Genomic DNA, 19,161 nt, shown 5'->3' on the forward strand with positions numbered 1-19,161 from the left:
CACGTTCAGCTTAGCTGAATGACTTACAGCATGTTCTTACCGTAATCCATTGGTGACAAATCAAAATACTTAGCCACCGTCTGCCCAATATCGGCAAAGGTCTCACGATGCCCCAACGAACCCGGTTTAACTTTCGGGCCATAAACCAAGACCGGAATATGCTCACGGGTATGGTCAGTACCCGGCCAGGTCGGGTCGCAACCGTGGTCAGCCGTCAGGATCAAAATGTCATCTTCTTTCACCAGTGCCATCAGCTCTGGCAGGCGACGGTCGAACAGCTCCAATGCAGCAGCATAACCAGCAACATCACGACGGTGACCGTAAGAAGAGTCAAAATCAACAAAGTTGGTGAACACGATGGTGTTATCACCGGCTTTCTTCATCTGTTCGATGGTAGCGTCAAACAGTGCGTCCAGACCGGTGGCTTTCACTTTTTGCGTGATACCCACATGGGCATAGATATCGGCAATTTTACCGATAGAAACCACTTCACCGCGCTTCTCTTCAACCAGTTTTTTCAACACCGTTGGCGCAGGGGGTTCAACAGCCAGATCATGGCGGTTACCGGTGCGCTGGAAGTTACCCGGTTTGTCACCGATGAACGGGCGCGCAATCACGCGGCCAATATTGTAGCCCCCTTCGGTAAGCTCTTCGCGGGCAATCTCGCACAACTCGTACAGGCGATCCAAGCCAAATGTCTCTTCATGGCAGGCAATCTGGAACACTGAGTCAGCCGAGGTATAGAAAATCGGTTTGCCGGTTTTCATATGTTCTTCGCCCAGTTTATCGAGAATAACGGTACCACTCGAGTGGCAGTTACCCAGATAACCCGGCAGATTGGCGCGTTTTACCAGTTTATCCAGCAGCGCCTGCGGGAAGCTGTTTTCCACATCGCTGAAGTAGCCCCAATCAAACAAAACTGGCACACCGGCAATTTCCCAGTGACCTGATGGCGTGTCTTTACCGGAGGATAACTCACTGGCATAACCATAAGCGCCAATAATCTCTGCATTTTTATCCAGCCCTGGCGGGAATTTACCGGTAGATTCTTCGGCAGCTTTCCCCAGCCCTAAACGGCTCAGATTAGGCAATGTCAGTGGGCCGCTACGGCCGACATTGGCTTCGCCACGGGCGCAGGCCTCGGCAATGTGACCCAGAGTATCCGCCCCTTCGTCGCCAAATTTTTTAGCATCCGCACTCGCACCGATACCAAATGAGTCTAAAACCATAATAAATGTACGTTTCATCATTTTCTCCTGCATAGGTTCACACGCTGTGTGGCACCTTTAAAGTAGGTGTTTATTCAGTGATACGGCGATAGATTACCGGTGTTTCTTCTGGCGCTTGGTCACCCAGTGTAATGGCCGCGCGCACTGCATCTGCCGCCTGTTGCCAGTCATCTTCGTTATTGGCATGGATCACCGCCAAGGGTTGCTGAGCATCAACACCGGCTCCCAGACGGGCCATGTCGGTAAAACCAACACTGTAATCAATAGGATCTGCTGCGCGGCGGCGACCACCGCCGAGAGAGACTACCGCCATACCTAATGCGCGGGTATCCATGGCAGTGATGATACCTCGCCGCTCGGCAAATACCGGCTTACTTAGCATCGCAACGGGTAGGTAGCTGTCATAACGTTCGACAAAATCATTCGGGCCTTTTTGCGCCGCAACCATCCGACCAAAGACTTCCGCCGCCTTGCCGTTATCCAGCACCGCTTGCAGTTTGGCTCTGGCATCGGCGTCATCTTGCGCCAATCCCCCTGATAGCAACATTTCAACACACAGCGCCATGGTCACTTCCAGCAGGCGTGGATTGCGATACTCCCCCGTCAGGAAGCGTACCGCTTCGCGCACTTCAACCGCATTACCGGCACTGGAAGCTAATACCTGATTCATATCGGTCAGCAGCGCCGTGGTTTTGCAACCTGCGCCATTCGCGACACCGACAATCGCCTGCGCTAAATCAGCAGATAACTGATATGTCGGCATAAAAGCACCGGAACCCACTTTAACATCCATCACTAATGCATCCAGCCCTTCAGCCAATTTTTTAGCCAGAATAGAGGCCGTTATCAGCGGGATGGAATCCACCGTGGCGGTGATATCACGGGTGGCATAAAAACGCTTATCGGCCGGTGCCAATGAGCTAGTCTGGCCGATAATGGCGACACCGACCTCCTGAATGATTTTGCGGAACGCATTATCATCGGGGAAAATATCAAAGCCTGGGATAGCGTCCAGTTTATCCAGTGTCCCGCCGGTATGACCCAGACCACGGCCTGAAATCATCGGCACATAGCCGCCACAGGCGGCCACCATCGGGCCAAGCATCAGTGATGTCACATCACCCACGCCGCCCGTGGAATGTTTATCCACAATCGGGCCATTAAGATTCAGGCTCTGCCAGTTCAGCACCGTGCCAGAATCACGCATCGCCATGGTGAGCGCCACCCGTTCCGGCATGCTCATATCATGAAAATAAATGGTCATCGCCAAAGCAGCAATCTGCCCTTCGGAAACCGCGTTGTCGCGGATCCCATTGATAAAGAAACGAATCTCTTCTTCGCTCAGTGGATGACCGTCGCGTTTTTTACGGATAATTTCTTGTGCCAGAAACAAGGCGTCCCCCTGACCTAAATATGGATAAAAGCCGCACTGCGATCAAATCAGCCCGCAGTGCATCTGCTTAAGTTCAATGAGTGTGATAATAGCTAGTAACTGCTGCTTTTGCCGTCGCTCTGATGGCCCAGTGTTGTTAACAAACTGGCTAACAGGCTGGAGGCACCAAAGCGGAAGTGGTGGGCATCAGCCCAACCTTGACCCATCAATTGATCAGCCAGTTGCAGGAATTGCGCGGCATCTTCGGTGGTGCGCACGCCACCCGCGGCCTTGAAGCCGACGGTTTTACCCACGCCCAAGTCACGAATGGTGCGCATCATGATATCTGCACTTTCCAGCGTGGCATTAACCGGGACTTTACCGGTGGAGGTCTTGATAAAATCAGCGCCCGCTTTAATCGCGATTTCAGAGGCCTGACGAATCAAATGCTCTTGCTTTAATTCACCCGTTTCAATGATGACTTTCAGCAATACATTGGCAGCGGCACAGGCTTCTTTGCACTCTTTCACTAATTCGAAGCCGACCTTATCATTACCAGCCATTAAGGCTCGATAAGGAAAGACCACATCCACTTCATCAGCACCGTAAGCAATGGCAGCATGGGTTTCGGCCAATGCAATGGCAATATCGTCATTACCATGAGGGAAGTTGGTCACCGTCGCGATACGAATTTCAGTGGTACCCTGCTCACGTAGCGTTTTACGCGCAATAGGGATAAAGCGGGGATAAATACAGATTGCCGCCGTATTACCGGCAGGACTTTTGGCCTGATGACACAACGCAATGACCTTATCATCAGTATCGTCATCATTCAGGGTGGTTAAATCCATCAAACTCAGTGCGCGTTTAGCATAATCGTTTAGATTCGCGCAGGCGGTTAAATCGGTCATAAAACTCTCCAACACTATTTCAGCCCCGGCAACTTGCCAGAATTGAGCATTTATTTATGAGCGGACAAAGAAACCTTACCGGTCTATTTGGTTCTAAGCTCAATACGTTGGCGAGCGGACTTGGTTCCTTGAAGATAGCCCCGTGGGAAGCCCCTGGGTAGCAATTGAGATCCATCTCACCGCACTAACTTGTGACTCTATTTGAACACGTTACTGCCCCATGATTAGTGTTCAATTTCACACTAATCAATAGTAACTTGTAACAACTTGGAATTATATGTGATTAAAATCACAAAATAACCTGATTTATACCTTATTGACCGTATTCCTGCCCACTCGCATCAAGGATAGCTTATGGGCAGGAATACGCCTGAAAAACAAACCGATTAGAGGGCCAGGAAGAAACCGGCGATCGTGGCACTCATCAAATTCGACAATGTCCCCGCAGCGACCGCTTTCAAACCGAAGCGCGCAATATCGTGGCGGCGGTTAGGGGCCATACTGCCCAATCCACCCAATAAAATGGCAACCGATGACAAGTTGGCAAAACCACACAGCGCAAAGGAGATGATGGCTTTGGTATGTTCCGAAAGCACCTGTAAACCAGCGGCTTTGACCAACTCATCAGCCTGTAGATACTGACCGAAGTTCATAAATGCCACGAACTCGTTAACGATAATCTTTTGGCCAATAAAGGAGCCCGCCACCATCGCTTCACTCCACGGCACCCCGATCAGGTAAGCAATAGGTGAAAATACCCAGCCCAGAATTAATTCCAGCGAAAGTTGCGGGTAATCGAACCAGCCACCAATCCCACCAAGAATACCATTCACCAATGCAATCAATGCAATAAAGGCCAGCAACATCGCCCCCACATTCAATGCCAGTTGCATACCGGAAGCCGCACCGGAGGCCGCAGCATCAATCACGTTAGCCGGACGTTCATTTTCAGCAATCAGTGTAGTGGCATCGACGTTATCGTGAGTTTGCTCCGTTTCTGGCACCATCAATTTAGCAAACAATAATCCACCCGGTGCCGCCATAAAGGAGGCGGCAATCAGGTATTCCAGCGGTACACCCATCTGGGCATAACCGGCCAATACTGAACCGGCAACGGAGGCTAAACCGCCACACATTATCGCAAACAACTCAGATTGAGTCATGGTGGCAATATAAGGACGCACCACCAGTGGCGCTTCAGTTTGCCCGACAAAGATATTCGCCGTGGCGGAAAGGGATTCGGTGCGTGAAGTCCCCAGCAGTTTTTGTAAGCCGCCGCCCAATACCTTTATAACGATTTGCATCACGCCGAGATAATACAAAACGGCAATTAATGAAGAGAAGAATACAATAACCGGCAATACTCGCAGGGCGAAAACAAAACCACCGCTGCCAAAGACTTCAAACATTTTGTCGGAAACCAAACCACCAAAAATAAATGAAATGCCTTCGTTGCCGTAAGCGATCACATTCGCTACCCCTTCAGACATACCGCCCAGGATACGGCGGCCAATAGGTACATATAACACCAATGCGCCGATGACGACCTGAAGAATAAAAGCCCCTACCACAGTGCGGATATTAATCGCCCTAAAATTACTTGAAAGAAGTACGGCTATTAATATCAGTACTGCCATTCCGACCAAACTCATGAGCATGTTGATATCCCTAATAGTGAAATCATTAATTACATTAAAATAATTTGGGGGGGATTATACCGGCATGATCTCACCAACCAACAACCTCGGTCACACATAAAAACAACTAAAAGCAACCGCAAGGCAATTAATGTGATGGATGTCACATTAAAATAACAAGTTAAGTGAATGTAGGTTAACGATTAGTCTGGCTTATTTATTTCAGGCAGAAATCTACAGAGTGACTTTATCGACTGGCGGTAACTGGAATAGACGCTGACTATTTTCCAGCAGATGGGTGGCTATCTCTTCCGGTGCTTCCGGGCGCAACGCACACAACGCCGTAAACACATTAGCAGCCCGCTCAGGCCGATTGGGGTGGCCTTGAAAACCGGCTAATGGCATATCCGGCGCATCGGTTTCCAATAACAGTGCAGAAAGCGGCAATCTAGCCATGACACGGCGGGTTTTCTGCGCCCGCTCATAAGTAATGGTTCCACCAACCCCGATGTAATAACCCAAGCGAATAAATGCCTGCGCCTGCGCTAAACTGCCAGAAAAACCATGTACCACGCCAGTTCGCGGCAACGCCACTTTACGTAAGGCGGCGGCCAACTGATCATGGGAGCGGCGAGAATGTAAAATAACCGGCAAATCATGCTGTTTAGCCAGTTTAAGCTGAGCCTGTAATAACATCAATTGGCGTGGTAACTGCGGCTCATCCATATAGAGATCCAAACCAATCTCACCTACTGCCACCAGTTTTTCTGTTTTATTCGCCAGCAGTGACGCCAGTCTCGCCAAATCGGCCTCCTGGTGTTGATCAATATAAAGTGGATGCATGCCCAATGCGGCAAATAGCGGCGGATAGCCCGCAGCCAACGCTAAAATACGGGAAAAGTAAGCCGAGCTGACAGCAGGAACGATAAGTTGCCTGACATTGGCCTGAGCAGCACTGACTAAACTGGCCGCTTCTGCGCCACTGAACGGGGGAAAGTCAAAGTGACAGTGGGTGTCAATAAAATAGGCGCTGTCGATAAAATCAGCAGTATCAACAGAATCCGGCATTTGCCCGCGAGCCGATGCCATTACGCAGCATCACCTTTATTTTTTGCCACACCCGCTGGCAGCGGCTTTATGTTGCTATGGGCAGTGGACGGAATAATCAACCCGCTATCACCCACGGCCATTTGAGCGGATAGATGGCCTCCCGTTGCTGTCATTGAAGCTGCTGGCGTGCTGATATCCGGCGTTTGAGTGATATCAAACGAAGAATCATCAATATCAATTAACTCAGCCATATCATCTGGTTGATTAATATCTTGCGGCTGGATCATACGACGGGAAAGTGAAATAGCGCTCTTCCCACCATGCGCTTCAGCTTGATTCTGTTGATCTTGCGGCAGTAGCCAATGCCCGACGGTTGCCAGAAAATAGCGACCACAGCGACGACCTAAATGATAATCGCGATTGAGGGCGGCGACCCGGCTCCCCAGCGCACTGCTGGCAAGGGGTTTAGGCGGGAAAATTTCGAAAATACGCAGATCACCCGGCGGCTTCTCAATAAATTGCTGAATACGATGATAGCTCTGCTCATGCTGCTGCATAATTCGCACCAGTTGCTGTAAGCTGCTTTCACTCAGCCAATTTTCCATCCGTTTCATCCATTGCGGCGTGTAATACGCCTGCGACGGTACAGTCCGAATCACCACGATGGTATCAGCCCCACGGCGGTAAGCTTCCTCGACCGGAATTGCATCGCTGATGCCACCATCCTGATAACTGACACCATCCAAATCTACCCCCTGGCGGTATAGACCGGGAATGGCACTAGAGGCTTTAATTGCCGGTAGCCAGCTTTCTCGGGTGGGGGAGATATAGGTGGGTTCAAAATCATCACTGCGGCAGGCGCACATGAGAAACTCGCGACCATTGCGCAGGTGCTGTTCGGCATGATCAATAGCCAAAGGCAGTTGCTGGGAGGTGATATCCACCAGCCAGTCGAGATCAATTAAATGCCCACCACGCACAAAACGTAATGGATTGAAGAAATTAGCGGTGGTGGTGTAACGGGTAATCACCCGGCGAGCATAACCGGGTTGGCCGCAGATAAAAGCAGAGAGATTTTGAGCACCTGCGGAAGTCCCAATCATCAGGTCAAAAGGGTTAAAGCGAGCGCGCTGGAATTCATCCAGCACACCGGCGGTAAAAATCCCCCGCTGCCCGCCGCCCTCGCAAACCAACGCCATTTTACCGGGTTTATAAGGTTTATAGGCGAGAGGCTCAATATTACCGAGCGTGATAGGTATTCTGTATCCCACCATCCATCCTTTATTATTCGTGACAACAGGCGTTGAGGATACCCCGTCTTACTCTTTGCTGTAACCCTATCGCCCAACTAAAGGCGCTTACGCCCTGTAAACAGGCTGATGAGGAATAGGATAATACCCACGACAAAGACCACTTTTGCGGCCCAAGCTGCTGTACCGGCTAGCCCACCGAACCCTAATGCCGCAGCGATTAAAGCAATTATCAGAAATATAATGCCCCAGCGAAACATAAGCTTCTCCTTCACGTTTTAAAAAATGGCTTTATAAACTCACGTTGAAAAAGCATTTTTAATTACCTCTGTCTATTTAACAATAGCGTATTCGACAGAAGTCGTATTGTTTGGGTTTATCGGACTCATTATCTGGCTGACCGACTGATTAAGCGGTACTTCGTGGATATAGTGTTATCCCACGAAATACCCGTCAGCCGAATAACCATTAAGGCTTAATGCTTAGGTCATTTTTAACGCTTTTCACGCCATCGACGGCTTTAGCAATACTTTCAGCACGTTCGGACTGCGCTTTGTTTTCAACATTACCAGACAACTGCACCACACCATCGGTGGTTTCTACTGTGATTTTACGTGACGGTACAATGTCGTCTGCCAGTAATTTGGCTTTGACCGAGCTGGTTGTCGTCGCATCACCAGCATATTCACTAACTGATTGTGATTTCTGATCTTTCACATGCAGTTTATCGCTGACAGATTTAACGCCTTCAATGTTACTGGCGATTTCAACTGCGGTTTTAGCTTCAGCCTGGCTGCCAACAAAACCACTTAAGGTAACAACACCATGGTTGGTTTCAACCGAGATATCAGTGCTCTTAAGGGATTTTTCTTCCAGCAACGCGCTTTTCACTTTCGCCGTTGCAGCGCTGTCACCCATGTAGTTATCTACTTTCTTCATCGAGCTATCGATTTTGGCACCGGTACTGTCCACAGTGTTGGACACTTTATTTAGCATCGTGTCTTCGGCTAACACGCTACCACTGATAAGAGCAGTACCTAAAACAACAGCCATCACTGAACGGGCAAATTTTGTGTTTGTCATCGATTTATTCCTTTGTTGTTATAAACCGGAAATAGGTTGTTATAAACTGGAAACCGCTATAAACCGGAATGGTTATAAACCGTAAATGGTCATAAACCGTAAATGGCTTTGAACCCTAATGGATTATAAAACCCAAAATTACTGATCCTTACGCCACCTAGAGGGGCGACCATTGGATCAATACGTTACGATTACTACAGGTTGGTTGACCTAAAATTGATGCGGGTCAATCCTGCGTGTACTTATAAATATAGGGTATCTCAGCAGAAATGCCGTCGGAATCGCCCCAAAGTTGGATATTTATGACTAAGTCAGAGTTATCTTAGGGACAGAATAATGAGGGGAATTAATAAATCGGGATACCGAGTACCCCGATAGAATGCGGCTGGCAGCGCGATTAATGTTCGCGGGTTTTACGGAAACGCACGTCCGGATAACGCTCTTGCGTAATATTAAGATTTACCATCGTTGGGGCGATATAGCTTAAGTTATCACCGCCATCTAATGCCAGGTTAACCTCATTCTTACGTTTAAACTCTTCGAATTTCTTCACGTCATCACATTCAACCCAACGGGCAGTCGAGACGTTAACTGATTCATACACCGCTTCGACGTTGTATTCACTTTTCAGCCTTGAAGAAACCACTTCAAACTGAAGTACACCTACCGCACCCACGATCAAATCATTGTTGGTCAGTGGGCGGAAGACTTGTACCGCCCCCTCTTCTGACAACTGAACCAAGCCTTTCAGCAACTGTTTCTGCTTTAATGGGTCACGCAAACGAATTCGACGGAACAATTCAGGAGCAAAGTTCGGAATGCCGGTGAACTTCATATCTTCACCTTGCGTGAAGGTATCGCCAATTTGAATGGTGCCATGGTTATGCAAGCCGATGATATCACCCGCAAAGGCTTCCTCAATGTGAGAGCGATCACCGGCCATAAAGGTCAGTGCATCTGAAATAACCACATCTTTCTTGGTTCGCACCTGGCGCAGCTTCATCCCTTTCTCAAAACGACCGGAAACCACGCGCATAAAGGCCACGCGGTCACGGTGTTTTGGATCCATATTCGCCTGAATTTTGAAAACGAAACCGGTGAATTTGGGTTCAGAGGCGACCACTTCACGGGTATCCGTTTTACGCGGCATGGGAGCCGGAGCCCATTCAACCAAACCATCCAGCATATGATCGACACCAAAGTTACCCAGTGCCGTACCAAAAAACACCGGCGTTAAATCACCAGACAGGAAGGCTTCATGATCAAACTCATGCGAAGCACCCTGAACCAGCTCCAGTTCCTGACGGAACTGCCTGGCCAAGTCTTCACCCACAGCGACATCCAAATCTGGGTTATTCAGTCCTTTAACAATACGCACTTCCTGGATGGTGTGACCTTTACCGGTTTGATACAGGTAAGTTTCGTCTTTATAAAGGTGATAAACCCCTTTAAACAACTTACCGCAACCAATCGGCCAGGTGATAGGTGAACAGGCAATTTTCAGCTCACGCTCCACTTCATCCAGCACTTCCATCGGGTCGCGAATATCGCGGTCCAATTTGTTCATGAAGGTCAGGATCGGCGTATCACGCAGACGGGTCACTTCCATCAGCTTACGCGTCCGGTCTTCTACCCCTTTGGCGGCATCAATCACCATCAGGCAGCAGTCGACAGCCGTTAGAGTACGGTAAGTATCTTCTGAGAAATCTTCATGCCCTGGGGTATCCAGTAAGTTAACCAGACAACCGCCGTACGGAAACTGCATCACCGAGGTGGTGATGGAGATCCCACGTTGTTTTTCCATTTCCATCCAGTCAGATTTGGCATGATGGCTTGAACCACGGCCTTTTACCGTACCGGCAGTCTGGATTGCGTGTCCGAACAGCAACACTTTTTCGGTAATGGTCGTTTTACCGGCATCAGGGTGGGAAATGATGGCGAAAGTACGTCTTTTCGCGACTTCCAGTGCGTATTCACTTGGAGACATAGTTTGAAATTCTACTTTTAGGCCACCCTGCTCTGTTCCTCACCTGTTATTTAATGTGAGGCCCAAGCAAAGCGAGGCATTGATTATAGCGCTAAGCGGTTATAGCGCGGTATTTTCCCTGATTTATGCGAGATAGACAATGCATTCAAGATAAACGATGTATTCGAGATAGACAAAGCACTACCCCATCGGCAATGCCATCATAATGGCATCTTCACGCCCATTGGCACTCGGGTAATAGTTACTACGCACAGAAACCTCGTTAAAGCCCAGGCTCTCATACAAGGCGATAGCACGTGTGTTTGAGGCCCGAACCTCAAGCCAAAGTGTGACGATATCACGTGTTGCCAACTGCTCAATCAGATGTTCAAGCAATAAACGACCATAACCCTGACGCTGATACTGCGGATCAATGGCGATATTAAACAGTGTTGCTTCGTCCAATACAATTTGGGTAATGGCAAAACCGACCATTTGCTGACTGACACTCAACTTAAAATTGAGGTAGCGTTCGCCCTGGTTGCTGATTAAGGTTTTTTCCGTCCACGGGAAAGCGTGGCTGGCTTGTTCAATTTGGTACGCTGTGGCCAGATCGGCTGGCGTCAGGATAGAAATCTGTTTCATAATGACAAATCTGCTGCCAAAGTGCGCGCTTCGCGCTCGCGTCTTGATAAAGTCCGGCCAATGCCGGGCTGTGTAATTGTGCGCCCGCGACCGCAAGCGGTTCACTGATGCCCAACCGCCAACTGTTGCACTGCGTATCTTCCGGCAACATCGCTACCCTATCCGGCGTCAAGGCAAAAGCCTGGCGGGGAGTCAGCCCCAGGCTGTGCAACACATCGCACAACAACGGGTCATCATATTCAGGGAGCTGGTGCGCGACGATAAGCAGACGGGTATTTTCGGGTAAGCGAATGGCAATTTCACCCTGTAAAACCGCCGGGCGGCGCAATGTCCACTGCGTAATACCAAGCTGTTGTAGCAGCAAGTCTCGTCTCGATGCCATGCTATTTCCTGTCAGACTGACCCGTAATTCGACGCTATGCTAGCAAACCCATCGAACATGCGCCAACAAACCTCTATAATCCCTGATCATATTCCTAAGGAGCCAAAGTCTGATGTCAGCATTAACCCCAGCCAGTGAAGTGATACTGCGCCATAGTGATGAATTTATAGCCCGCCACGTGTTGTTTGCCGGTGATTTACAAGATGCGCTGCCAGCGCAGTTTGATGCAGCCGGGGTGCGGGTTCACACCAATCAATATCACCACTGGCAATTACTGAACAATACGCTGGAAGAAAATGTGCAATTCGGTCTTTTGGCCACTGCCGAAATAGTGGCTGGCTGCGATACGCTGGTTTATTACTGGCCAAAAAGCAAACAGGAAGCCCAATTCCAACTGGCTAATCTGCTTTCCTTATTGCCCGTCGGCACCGATATTTTTGTGGTGGGCGAAAACCGTAGTGGCGTGCGCAGTGCCGAAGAAATGCTGTCAGATTTCGCGCAATTGACCAAGATAGACAGTGCCCGTCGCTGTGGCTTGTACCATGGCCGTTTGGATAAACAGCCAGAATTTGATGCCGATGCCTGGTGGGAAAGCTATCAGGTGGGTGATGTGACGGTGAAAACGTTGCCGGGGGTATTCAGCCGTGATTCGCTGGATTCAGGCAGCTATCTGTTGCTGTCCACTTTCAGCGAGTCGTTTAAAGGCAACATACTGGATGTCGGTTGTGGTGCTGGCGTGTTGGCCTCGGTGCTGGCGCAGAAATTGCCAAAAATCAAATGGACCCTAAGTGATGTATCCGCAGCAGCGATTGAATCCAGTCGAGCGACACTGGCGGCAAATAACATCGAGGCACCTGTGATTGCCAGCAATGTCTACTCCGACATTAAAGGCCGTTTCGAGATGATTATTTCGAATCCACCGTTCCATGACGGGATTCAAACCAGCCTGACGGCGGCTGAAATGTTGATCCGTGGTGCGACCGCTCACCTGCATGTGGGCGGTAAATTGCGTATCGTGGCGAACTCCTTCTTGCCTTATCCTGCACTGCTGGATGCCGCATTTGGCAGCCATGAAGTGCTGGCACAGAATGGCCGTTTTAAAGTGTATCAGGCAACCGTCGGGCGAGCGCCACGAGACGCTAAGAAAAAGCGTTAAGATCAGGCGTTAAGATGAGCCATCCCCTCCGCGCCGTAGCGTTCACCTGCTGCGGCATGGAACGGGAATACCGCATTCAGCGCCACCAATTCTTGCGGGCTGAGCACCACATCTAATGCCGCCAGGTTTTCTTCCAAATAAGTACGGCGTTTAGTCCCAGGAATTGGGACAATATATTTTCCCTGCGCCAGTACCCACGCCAAGGCTAATTGCGACGCTTTAACCCCTTTATCTTGCGCCATTTTCGTCACTGTATCGGCCAGAGCCAAATTTAAATAAAAGTTATCGCCTTGAAAACGTGGATTATTACGGCGGAAGTCATCAGCGGCTAAATCGTCCGGGCTGCGTATCGCACCGGTTAGAAAACCGCGCCCCAATGGGCTATAAGCCACAAACCCCACCCCTAACCGTTTGCAGGTTACCAGCACCGATGCTTCTGCATCTCGTGTCCACAGGGAGTATTCACTCTGCACCGCGGTAATCGGATGCACTTGATGGGCTTTTTCCAATGTTGATGCCGAGACTTCACTCAGGCCGATATAACGGATTTTACCCGCGGTGACCAAATCGGCTAACGTGCCAATCACATCTTCAATCGGCACACTCGGATCACCACGGTGCTGGTAATAAAGGTCAATGACATCAACACCTAATCGTTTCAGGCTGCCGTCAATCGACTGACGGATATAATCAGGATGGCTACTGACACCACGGACCGTCGGATCCTTCGGGTCACGCACAATACCGAACTTGGTGGCTAAAAACACCTGATCTCGTTTGCCTTTAATTGCTCGTCCAACCAACTCTTCATTGGTAAACGGACCATACATGTCGGCGGTATCCAGCAGGGTAACACCCAGCTCCAGCGCTCGATGCAGGGTAGCAATGGACTCCGTGGCGTCCTGATTGGTGGAGTAAAAATCACTCATCCCCATGCAGCCAAGACCCAGCGCAGAGACCAGCGGACCATTAGAACCTAATTGACGTTGTTGCATTGTGATATTCCCCATGAGTGATGTCGGAAGAAAGTGTGGTTGTTTAGCTGAGAAAGATAAATAATGCAGATCACTCATCACTGTTCAAAAAACACCAACAATAGGCGAGTGCAACCATGGACCAAATACAAGCCATGCGGATTTTTGTCCGTATTGTTGAATTGGGCAATTTCAGCCGGGCGGCAGAAAAGCTGCAATTACCCCGCGCGACGGTCAGCCACACCTTAAAGCGCTTAGAGCAGCGCCTGGGGGTGCGTTTACTGGTACGAACCACCCGGCAGGTGAATATCACCACCGAAGGTACGCTGTATTACCAGCGCTGCCTGCAATTACTCTCAGCATTTGAACAGGCGGATTCACTGTTCAGCCACCAGCGGCTACAACCGGAAGGACGAGTGCGTATTGATATGCCACATTCGCTAGCCCGTAATGTTGTGATCCCAGCGCTAAGTGACTTTTATCAGCGCTATCCTCATATCACACTGGCACTGGGAGCAAATGACAGCACTATTGATCTGATGCGTGAAGGCGTGGATTGTGTTTTACGTGCCTGGCTGCCCCACGATGAGCAATTAGCGGTGCGGAATATTGGTCAACAACCACAAATAACCTGCGCGTCACCGGCTTATCTGGCGCGATATGGTGCCCCTGAGTCGTTAGATGATTTGGCTGGCCATCAGGCCGTCGGCTATTTCTCGCAACATAATGGCCGTGATTACCCGTTAGAGTTTGTTTATCTGGGCAAGGCAGAGAGCCGTGTTTTACCCGCAATCTTAAGTGTTAATGGTGCCGATGCTTATATTGCAGCAGGTACCGCAGGCTTGGGGCTAATTCAGGTTCCGACGCAAGGTATTCAACGCCAATTAGCACAAGGCGAACTGGTTGAAGTCCTCCCCCTCTGCCCTCCGCCTGCGATGCCACTGTTTATTATGTTCCCACCGGGGCGTTTTCTGGCCCCCAGAGTCAGAGTATTGATTGACTGGCTGATTGAGCTATTTGCACATTACCCACCCGTACTGCCCAGCATAAAGAGCAAAGCTTAAAATGGGTCATACTTCAGTAATCAAATCAATTGATCAACATATGATGTTTTTTACAGCAAACGTTCCGCTTAGGGGAAATAAGTATTGACCTGAACGCGAAAATCTCTAGAATTCGCCCCCGTGGTTGTATTAAAAAAAGTCATGTTTCCGGTACGCGATGGTGGCGGAATTGGTAGACGCGCTAGCTTCAGGTGTTAGTGTTCTTACGGACGTGAGGGTTCAAGTCCCTCCCTTCGCACCAAACAGTCTTTTTAAACCATTTGTAGTACCTACCCAAAGTGATTGATGTTACAGGCAGGCAGCAAGCAAACGCGTCCTGATGAGCTTACTCAAGTAAGTGATTTGGGTGAGAGAGTGTCGCTAACACCGCTGTAGCTTCAAGTACGAAGGGTATAGATTTATATTACACAGCACATGCGATGGTGGCGGAATTGGTAGACGCGCTAGCTTCAGGTGTTAGTGTTCTTACGGACGTGAGGGTTCAAGTCCCTCCCTTCGCACCAAGCTGGTGATATAAATCATAAAAATATCATGCCATTCAATATTGGCTGATAAGCAGTTAGAAATCATTTGGGCGATGGTGGCGGAATTGGTAGACGCGCTAGCTTCAGGTGTTAGTGTTCTTACGGACGTGAGGGTTCAAGTCCCTCCCTTCGCACCACAATGATTTCAACTCGTTGTCATAACAGCATGATTTAACTCCCTGCTTCATCGCAATATTCTGTCAATACACCCCACTGTGCATCAATACCGCAACCATGCCGCCCAATAGCGCCAAACAAGATGGCAATAATAGAAAATGCCGCAACCGAGCATGATACAACATCACAATGGTTGCCAGCATCGCTATCACTATCAGTATCCGCAATTGACCAACGCTGATATCCGCCCATCCCAGCACCGGTAGGAAAGCAAAAGGCAGCAATATCCCCCAGCCACTGGACATACTGCGGCTCAATGCCCCACCGATACCCCACCAACGGTAAGCGGCTAATCTGGCTGTAATCATAAGGACACCTAACTCAAGTGATAATGATAACCAATATCATATAACACTCCGTGGCAGTCTGCATCATGAAGTTATAGACAACGAGCACGGTTGCGACGTCAAGTAAGAAACATCATGATGACAGGCTGAAACAAAAATGGTAATTTTAACTAAGAAAATTCCCAAATCGATTTCAAAACGCTTCAAACAAAAATAATTACTAAGAAAAACCATTTATCGTGATGCTAGAATAATATGGCATCATGAAGATATTATTTATTTGTCTACTGACAGCACGACATTCCGCAGAGTGAATTAAATATGAATAGCCATTCCTACGATCAGCTTCTGAAAAGTAAGCATCGGCTCTCTTTGTTACTTTTTCTATTTCTTAATGCATCGTCATCCATTTTTAGTATGATATTACCTTCACCTGAAACACCGGCAGTGACATTACCGATTGTGATGATCACGATTATCAGCCTGAGTGCCGCACTCTATTTAATTTTCATTTCGAAGAATTATGCCGATAAATTGAATTTATTTTCAATTATCATGGGCGTGCTATGGGCCTGGCAGATCATTCTAAAATACGAATATCTGGGTACTAATGAAAATAACTACTTATTGCTCAGCCTGTTTATGATCTTCTTTATCAGCACCATTGCGCTGTCTGATAACTTTCTCGCCTTTTGTCTGCATACCGCACCCTCTGCATTAACTGTTATTTTACTGGATGATTTCCAAAATATTTTCCGCATAATATTCACTATTATGCTGCCACTGATTGGCTTTTATTTACATCATTTGATGTTGCGGCGCAGCGATGACTTTACCCGCAAACTCGTCGCACACCTTTATAATGAAAGAGAAAAATTCAGTGATTTGAGTATGATAGATCCCTTGACCGGCTTATATAATCGTCGTGGTCTGGAAAATAAACTTGAGACACTATTAGCCCAGTCTCCCGTCAATCATTACGTACTGTTACTCGATATCGATCATTTTAAAGCCTATAACGACAACTATGGCCACACCATGGGAGATCAAGCTTTGGTTCGCGTTGCTGCCGCTATTCGTGATGCTGTTCGTTCACGGGATATCGTGGTGCGCTACGGTGGTGAAGAGTTTTTGGTGCTGCTGACACATGTGAGTGAGGAGTATGCCAGCCAGTTGGCTGAACGAGTACGTCAACGGGTTTTAGGTCTTGATATTCCACATGTATTCAACCATAAAGTCTCTACTACCGTTACCCTGAGTGCAGGTATTTCTCCGCTGCAAGCCCATGATCTGGCCTCCTCGCTTAAAGCCGCAGATGAGGCACTTTACCGGGCTAAAAAGGATGGACGGAATAAGGTTGCCTTTGCTGGGGAGCAATTATCAAAGGTGGAATCTTCATCTTGATTAAATGACGGAGCACCTTAATGTGCTCAATTATTACTTTTTGTTTCATGGTTGATTTTAATACTACGGCATTACATTCCACTACTCGTCTGTTATTAAACCATGATATAACATATGAAAAAATAAATTACTGGCTTATCTGTTGGTAGATAATATCTATTTAAGTGAATCACTCTCCTCCGCCAAAGCAGAAAGTAATTATTTTTTGAGCAATAAACAACTCTCTTATTTCTATCCCTATGCCACCTGTCATCCAACTGATGTCAGTTTCTCCGCAGTAGTAGGACTTGAATAATATTCATATTCAGCAATACCGAATACAATAATGATTATCATTTATATGGCAATAGGGCATTCAGACAAAGTCTAGGTTTGGTAAGAAGCTCTCTACCGGAAATACCGAACGGTGCCTGCAACACGGGTTGTTGTCCTTACCCATGTTAGAATGAACAATCTTTCAAGGCGACCGGTTCATTCAGTGAAAAACAATAACCGGTGAAAAACGCTAACCAGTCAAAAAACCAGCAACGAATGATCATTAACGGTATCGCCAAAATGCTGTTGGCGCAAAATAGACTGATTCCACCGAGCCAAATGCATTGGCGGTACTCAGCTTCTGAGGTGCTGAATGAGCAACACTGAGCCGGTCATCACTCCCGCGCTAACTGATTCTTGGCTGCGCTGCCAAAAACTGATGTAATCCACTCAATGGCACCAGATATGCCACCGCCTCAACCAGTCTTATCACTGCAAGAATTAGAAAGACAGGCGATTATTCGCACAGCATTGGTATGCCAGGGCCAGCTTAATGAAATGGCGGTCTTATTAGGAATAGGCCGAACAATAGTACTTTGTCCAGAAAACAATTGGCATGATATGACTCTTAGCTATTAACCTCCCCTCTAATTAAGTTAACTTACGTTATTATCTGTAAACGTTACAACTCCATATAACATTAAAAAATAAGCATCATTAATAACGCATAATTAGCTTAATATATATACCAATACGTTTTATAAAAGCTTGCCGAAAAGAGATCTTTGATATATAAAAATAAATAACTTGCGAATTTAATTAAACTAACAACGCAGTTAATTGCAATAAACATATAAAACATTGCATAACTTATTTTTATTAATATGAATAGTCAATAATAAATTAGGGATAGAGGATATAAATCATGGGAGTGAAATATAAAATCATTAAGTTCAATATCAATGAGTTTGGCATGAATATAAACTCACTTAAAAAGGAGTTATCATTTGAATCATTAGCATGGGATACTAATGATATAAAAATATCTCAATTAAAATTTTTAATAAAAAAACATCACCATGATACCAACCTGATTTTACAGGAGGCACAACACTATCTTGATGATGAGTCTCCCCCTGAAACCATTCAAAATTTCATATCACTATTATCTGCATCAGATAAAAAAATTTTTTATTCCTATAAACCTTTTAGGAAAAGAGGAATTAGCCAGTTCATAGTTAAACGTGTCAATAATAAATGGGAAATAAATAATGTTGAACTCTCTGAGTTAACCGCCTTTAGACAGCATGCTGACCACCAGTTAGACTTAAGGAAGTTAATACGTAAATTCCCACCAATACCGCCAGAAATAAGTCACTCACCTTCATTAAAAAAACTCATTAAAAATTTTGTAGCCATGTTATGTGAGTGCGAACCTCAAGTAAAAATAAAAGAAGTCAAAATAATTTGCCATCAAATATCTTTAATTATTGATCATACAACAAATTCAGCCTGTAATTCTCCCGAGGGCTTACATCAGGACGGGAGCGACTACATTGTATCAGCACTGGTAATTGACAAACATAATATGGAAGGTGGAACGAGCAAACTCTACTGTACTGAAAGAAATGAATTTATTAAATCACATACCCTGGATTGCGGTGAGGGTCTCTTTCATATCGATAAGAACTCGACAATTTGGCACATGGTCACACCTATAAAATTAAACGACCCATCAATAAAAATAGGTTACCGAAATATACTAGGGTTTGACTTCAACTATATATCGTGACTA

The 19,161-nt window shown here is 47.3% G+C and carries 17 protein-coding genes, 3 tRNA genes and 1 pseudogene; 8 read left to right on the forward strand and 13 right to left on the reverse strand.

Translation table 11 applies throughout. The features are described from left to right. Nucleotides 1-23 precede the first annotated feature (23 nt). The 11 genes from deoB to AEP37_RS04510 form a co-directional block, all read right to left on the reverse strand. Nucleotides 24-1,247 (reverse strand): phosphopentomutase, encoded by a 1,224-nt coding sequence (deoB, locus tag AEP37_RS04465; RefSeq protein WP_049610505.1) that lies wholly within the window; start codon nt 1,245-1,247, stop codon nt 24-26. Nucleotides 1,248-1,299: 52 nt separating this feature from the next. Next, complete coding sequence (deoA, locus tag AEP37_RS04470; RefSeq protein WP_049610507.1) at nt 1,300-2,622, reverse strand: thymidine phosphorylase; 1,323 nt, start codon at nt 2,620-2,622, stop codon at nt 1,300-1,302. Between the two features lie 92 nt (nt 2,623-2,714). Continuing rightward, a complete protein-coding gene (gene deoC, locus AEP37_RS04475) occupies nt 2,715-3,512 on the reverse strand; it encodes a deoxyribose-phosphate aldolase (RefSeq protein ID WP_049610510.1) in 798 nt (265 codons plus the stop codon). Between the two features lie 386 nt (nt 3,513-3,898). Continuing rightward, nucleotides 3,899-5,170 carry a NupC/NupG family nucleoside CNT transporter gene (locus AEP37_RS04480; RefSeq protein WP_082170685.1) on the reverse strand — a complete coding sequence of 424 codons (1,272 nt, stop codon included), beginning with the start codon at nt 5,168-5,170 and terminating at the stop codon, nt 3,899-3,901. Between the two features lie 213 nt (nt 5,171-5,383). Further along, the gene (locus AEP37_RS04485; RefSeq protein WP_049610659.1) at nt 5,384-6,217 is read right to left on the reverse strand and encodes a TatD family hydrolase; all 834 of its coding nucleotides are present in this window, start codon (nt 6,215-6,217) and stop codon (nt 5,384-5,386) included. Nucleotides 6,218-6,237: 20 nt separating this feature from the next. Continuing rightward, a complete protein-coding gene (locus tag AEP37_RS04490) occupies nt 6,238-7,473 on the reverse strand; it encodes a patatin-like phospholipase family protein (protein WP_049610514.1) in 1,236 nt (411 codons plus the stop codon). A gap of 74 nt (nt 7,474-7,547) precedes the next feature. Then, entirely contained in the window at nt 7,548-7,709 is a 162-nt protein-coding gene (locus AEP37_RS24620) for a DUF1328 domain-containing protein (RefSeq protein WP_011191683.1), read from the reverse strand. Between the two features lie 208 nt (nt 7,710-7,917). After that, a complete protein-coding gene (gene osmY / locus AEP37_RS04495) occupies nt 7,918-8,532 on the reverse strand; it encodes a molecular chaperone OsmY (RefSeq protein ID WP_049610517.1) in 615 nt (204 codons plus the stop codon). A 397-nt stretch (nt 8,533-8,929) separates the two neighbouring features. Continuing rightward, on the reverse strand, nt 8,930-10,519 hold the full coding sequence (gene prfC / locus AEP37_RS04500; protein WP_049610521.1) for a peptide chain release factor 3: 1,590 nt from the start codon (nt 10,517-10,519) through the stop codon (nt 8,930-8,932). Between the two features lie 180 nt (nt 10,520-10,699). Continuing rightward, entirely contained in the window at nt 10,700-11,143 is a 444-nt protein-coding gene (gene rimI / locus AEP37_RS04505; RefSeq protein ID WP_049610524.1) for a ribosomal protein S18-alanine N-acetyltransferase, read from the reverse strand. Continuing rightward, complete coding sequence (locus AEP37_RS04510) at nt 11,088-11,525, reverse strand: DNA polymerase III subunit psi (RefSeq protein ID WP_049610526.1); 438 nt, start codon at nt 11,523-11,525, stop codon at nt 11,088-11,090. Before AEP37_RS04510 ends, rimI begins: the two co-directional genes overlap by 56 nt. Nucleotides 11,526-11,637: 112 nt before the next feature. Here AEP37_RS04510 and rsmC point away from each other — a divergent pair, with 112 nt between their 5' ends. After that, nucleotides 11,638-12,681, forward strand: a complete 1,044-nt coding sequence (rsmC, locus tag AEP37_RS04515) for a 16S rRNA (guanine(1207)-N(2))-methyltransferase RsmC (RefSeq protein WP_049610528.1) — start codon at nt 11,638-11,640, stop codon at nt 12,679-12,681. Between the two features lie 2 nt (nt 12,682-12,683). On the opposite strand, the gene AEP37_RS04520 is transcribed toward rsmC, so the two are convergent. Then, nucleotides 12,684-13,676 carry an aldo/keto reductase gene (locus AEP37_RS04520; RefSeq protein ID WP_049610531.1) on the reverse strand — a complete coding sequence of 331 codons (993 nt, stop codon included), beginning with the start codon at nt 13,674-13,676 and terminating at the stop codon, nt 12,684-12,686. Between the two features lie 116 nt (nt 13,677-13,792). On the opposite strand from AEP37_RS04520, the gene AEP37_RS04525 reads away from it, so the two are divergent. The 4 genes from AEP37_RS04525 (at nt 13,793) to AEP37_RS04540 (ending at nt 15,380) form a co-directional block, all read left to right on the forward strand. Then, nucleotides 13,793-14,719 (forward strand): LysR family transcriptional regulator, encoded by a 927-nt coding sequence (locus tag AEP37_RS04525; protein WP_049610533.1) that lies wholly within the window; start codon nt 13,793-13,795, stop codon nt 14,717-14,719. A 154-nt stretch (nt 14,720-14,873) separates the two neighbouring features. Continuing rightward, nucleotides 14,874-14,960: transfer RNA gene (locus AEP37_RS04530), tRNA-Leu, on the forward strand. A gap of 175 nt (nt 14,961-15,135) precedes the next feature. Next, nucleotides 15,136-15,222, forward strand: a tRNA-Leu gene (locus tag AEP37_RS04535). Nucleotides 15,223-15,293: 71 nt separating this feature from the next. Continuing rightward, a tRNA-Leu gene (locus AEP37_RS04540) sits at nt 15,294-15,380 on the forward strand. 63 nt (nt 15,381-15,443) lie between these two features. Here AEP37_RS04540 and AEP37_RS04545 read toward each other — a convergent pair. Further along, complete coding sequence (locus AEP37_RS04545) at nt 15,444-15,728, reverse strand: DUF1435 domain-containing protein (RefSeq protein ID WP_049610537.1); 285 nt, start codon at nt 15,726-15,728, stop codon at nt 15,444-15,446. A gap of 300 nt (nt 15,729-16,028) precedes the next feature. Between AEP37_RS04545 and AEP37_RS04550 the strand changes: the two genes are divergently transcribed. The 3 genes and pseudogenes from AEP37_RS04550 to AEP37_RS04555 all read left to right on the forward strand — a co-directional run bounded on the left by AEP37_RS04550 (nt 16,029) and on the right by AEP37_RS04555 (nt 19,158). Then, nucleotides 16,029-17,111 (forward strand): GGDEF domain-containing protein, encoded by a 1,083-nt coding sequence (locus AEP37_RS04550; RefSeq protein ID WP_049610540.1) that lies wholly within the window; start codon nt 16,029-16,031, stop codon nt 17,109-17,111. A gap of 708 nt (nt 17,112-17,819) precedes the next feature. Next, nucleotides 17,820-17,954, forward strand: a pseudogene (locus AEP37_RS24625) (helix-turn-helix domain-containing protein); the annotation flags it as partial. Between the two features lie 337 nt (nt 17,955-18,291). Continuing rightward, complete coding sequence (locus tag AEP37_RS04555) at nt 18,292-19,158, forward strand: 2OG-Fe dioxygenase family protein (protein WP_049610544.1); 867 nt, start codon at nt 18,292-18,294, stop codon at nt 19,156-19,158. Nucleotides 19,159-19,161 lie beyond the last annotated feature (3 nt).

Source organism: Yersinia pekkanenii (assembly GCF_001152565.1).
Lineage (GTDB): Bacteria > Pseudomonadota > Gammaproteobacteria > Enterobacterales > Enterobacteriaceae > Yersinia > Yersinia pekkanenii.